The organism is Streptomyces sp. NPDC041970, assembly GCF_055588985.1.
This window is the reverse complement of record NZ_JBVJCD010000115.1, coordinates 1-2,422: the sequence shown is the minus strand read 5'-3', so window position 1 is coordinate 2,422 and position 2,422 is coordinate 1. Positions and strand designations below refer to the sequence as shown.

General features: G+C 73.0%; 3 protein-coding genes and 1 pseudogene. 3 read left to right on the top strand and 1 reads right to left on the bottom strand.

Going from position 1 to position 2,422, the window contains the following annotated elements:
• Positions 1–108 precede the first annotated feature (108 nt).
• Entirely contained in the window at positions 109–831 is a 723-nt protein-coding gene (locus tag ACZ6EJ_RS27800) for a lysophospholipid acyltransferase family protein (protein WP_469270960.1), read from the bottom strand.
• A gap of 230 nt (positions 832–1,061) precedes the next feature.
• On the opposite strand from ACZ6EJ_RS27800, the gene ACZ6EJ_RS27795 reads away from it, so the two are divergent.
• The 3 genes and pseudogenes from ACZ6EJ_RS27795 to ACZ6EJ_RS27785 all read left to right on the top strand — a co-directional run.
• Positions 1,062–1,442 (top strand): TlpA family protein disulfide reductase, encoded by a 381-nt coding sequence (locus tag ACZ6EJ_RS27795; RefSeq protein WP_469270959.1) that lies wholly within the window; start codon positions 1,062–1,064, stop codon positions 1,440–1,442.
• Between the two features lie 186 nt (positions 1,443–1,628).
• A complete protein-coding gene (locus ACZ6EJ_RS27790) occupies positions 1,629–2,138 on the top strand; it encodes a flavin reductase family protein (protein WP_469270958.1) in 510 nt (169 codons plus the stop codon).
• A 201-nt stretch (positions 2,139–2,339) separates the two neighbouring features.
• A pseudogene (locus tag ACZ6EJ_RS27785) lies at positions 2,340–2,422 on the top strand (electron transfer flavoprotein subunit beta); the annotation flags it as partial.

Here is a 2,422-nt window from a genome sequence, read left to right as displayed (position 1 = left end):
CCCCCCCCCCCCCCCCCCCCCCCCCCCCCCCCCCCCCCCCCCCCCCCCCCCCCCCCCCCCCCCCCCCCCCCCCCCCCCCCCCCCCCCCCGCGTCCCGAGGCCCGGACGTCAGCTCAGCTCGCGCGCCTCGGCGGGGGTCGGGGCCGTGCCGCCGAGGTGGGCCGGCACCCACCAGGTGTCGGCCGCGTCCTTGGGGCGCACGGGGTAGGCCCGCTGGGCGGCCTCCAGGAGTTCCTGCACCCGCTCCCTCAGCCGCCGGGTGATCGCGCCCGCGTACTGGTCGGCGGGCGCCTCCACGGGCTCGCCCACGCGGATGGTGATCGGGATGTGACTGCGCCCGAAGTTGCGCGGCCGCCCCTTCGTCCAGATCCGCTGCGTGCCCCAGAGCGCCATCGGGATCAGCGGGACCCCCGCCTCCTGGGCCAGGCGCGCCGCGCCGGACTTGAAGCTCTTCAGCGTGAACGACTGCGAGATCGTCGCCTCGGGGAACACGCCGACGATCTCACCGGAGCGCAGGGACCGCAGCGCGTGGGCGTACGCGTCCTCGCCCTGGGCGCGGTCGACCGGGATGTGCTTCATTCCCCGCATCAGCGGACCGGAGATCCTGTGGCGGAAGACCGATTCCTTCGCCATGAACCGCACGAGCCGCTTCTGCGGCAGGGCGCCCAGGCCGGTGAAGATGAAGTCGAGATAGCTGATGTGGTTGCTCACCAGCACCGCACCGCCGGTCTTCGGGATGTGCTCCGAACCCTGAGTGTCGATCTTCAGGTCGAGCGCCTTGAACAGCGTGCGAGCGGCGCCGATGACCGGTCGATAGACGAGTTCTGCCATCTGGGGAAGACCCTTTCTTCAGTGCCTGGGGAGGGTTCTCCCGGCGGAAGTTACGCAGCCGTAGGTTTTCGGCATTGTGGCGATGGTGCCCCATACGCGAGCCGCTGACCAGTCCCGGCGGTCGCGGACCGCGAGATTCTTGTCACGTGCGCGCCCCGTGGAGCTGCGGGAATGCCCGGGGGCCCGCCGGTGCTGACCCTTTGCGTAGGACTCTGATCAGGAGGCACCAGGTGGACGGTCCGACCGGCGCGCAGCGGCTCGACGCGTCCCAACTCGGCGCGGAACTGGGGGAGCGGGCCACACTCGTCCACTTCTCCAGCGCCTTCTGCCAGCCCTGCCGGGCCACCCGTCGCACGCTCGACGAGGTGGCCGGGATGGTCGAGGGCGTCGCGCACGTCGAGATCGACGCCGAGTCCCGGCTCGCCCTCGTGCGGCGGCTCGGGATCACGAGGACGCCGACCGTCCTCGTCCTCGACGCCGCGGGCCGGACGGTCCGGCGCGCGGCGGGCCGGCCCCGGACCGCCGACGTCGTCGCCGCTCTCGGGCAGGCTCTGCGGCCGCCGGCCGCCGACCCCGCGGACGATGCGGAGAGGGCAGGTGACGCACCGTGACACATCTCCCACCTGGTGGACCGTCCTTGACTGCACCGGCCGTGCATCGTCAGTCTGACGTGATGCCGCCGGAACTCCTCCTGTACGGCCGGGCCCACGTGGACCTGGCCCGTTGCGCGAGCGCGCGCTGTCCGGGTGCCTGAGCACCCACGGACCCGTACGCCTCTCCCGCAGAAGGACACCTCCATGACGGCTTCGCCCGGTCTCGTACCCTCCCTGACGGCCACCACGCCCGAACTCTTCCGCTCGGTCTTCCGCCGCCACGCCGCGGGCGTCGCGGTGATCACCGCGGGCGGGGAGCGCCCGGTCGGCTTCACCGCCACCTCGCTGACCTCCGTGGCGGCCGAGCCCCCGCTGGTCTCCTTCGGCGTCGGCACGTCGTCCTCCAGTTGGCCCGTGCTGGCCGAGGCCGACCACGTCGGGGTGCACATACTCGGCGAGGGCCAGCAGGAGCTGGCCGCGACCTTCGCCCGCAGCGGCGCCGACCGCTTCGGGCCGTCGACGGACTGGACCAGCGGCCCCGAGGGCGTCCCGCTGCTGGGCGGCGTGTCCGCGTGGCTGGTCTGCCGCGTCGTGGCCCGCATCCCGGCCGGCGACCACCGCATCGTGATAGCCGAGGCCGTGGCCGGCGCCCCCTCCGGCGCCGCCCGCCCGCTCGTCTACCACCAGGGGCGCTTCACCGCTCTGCGAGACTGACGGGCACGGGCCGCGCGCCGGGCCGCCGCGTCGGCAAGGTCACAGTGCGCAGCGGTTGCCCGGCGGCGGGGGACTGGGTGTACTGGCGAGTAATATCGGCGTCGGCCCCTCGGTCCGCCTGACCGGGATCGGCCCGACATGGCGCCTATGCTGCGTGCAACAGAGGCAGCCCGGAAATGACGATGCAGTAGGAGAGCCGGCGTGAGCTTGAGGATCGTTGTCTGTGTGAAGTACGTGCCCGACGCGACCGGTGATCGGCGTTTCGGTGATGACTTGACGGTGGA

Bases quoted from the DNA above. Each gene is read 5' to 3' on its own strand.
- ACZ6EJ_RS27800 (WP_469270960.1), bottom strand. From the start codon at position 831: ATGGCAGAACTCGTCTATCGACCGGTCATCGGCGCCGCTCGCACGCTG.
- ACZ6EJ_RS27790 (WP_469270958.1), top strand. From the start codon at position 1,629: ATGACGGCTTCGCCCGGTCTCGTACCCTCCCTGACGGCCACCACGCCC.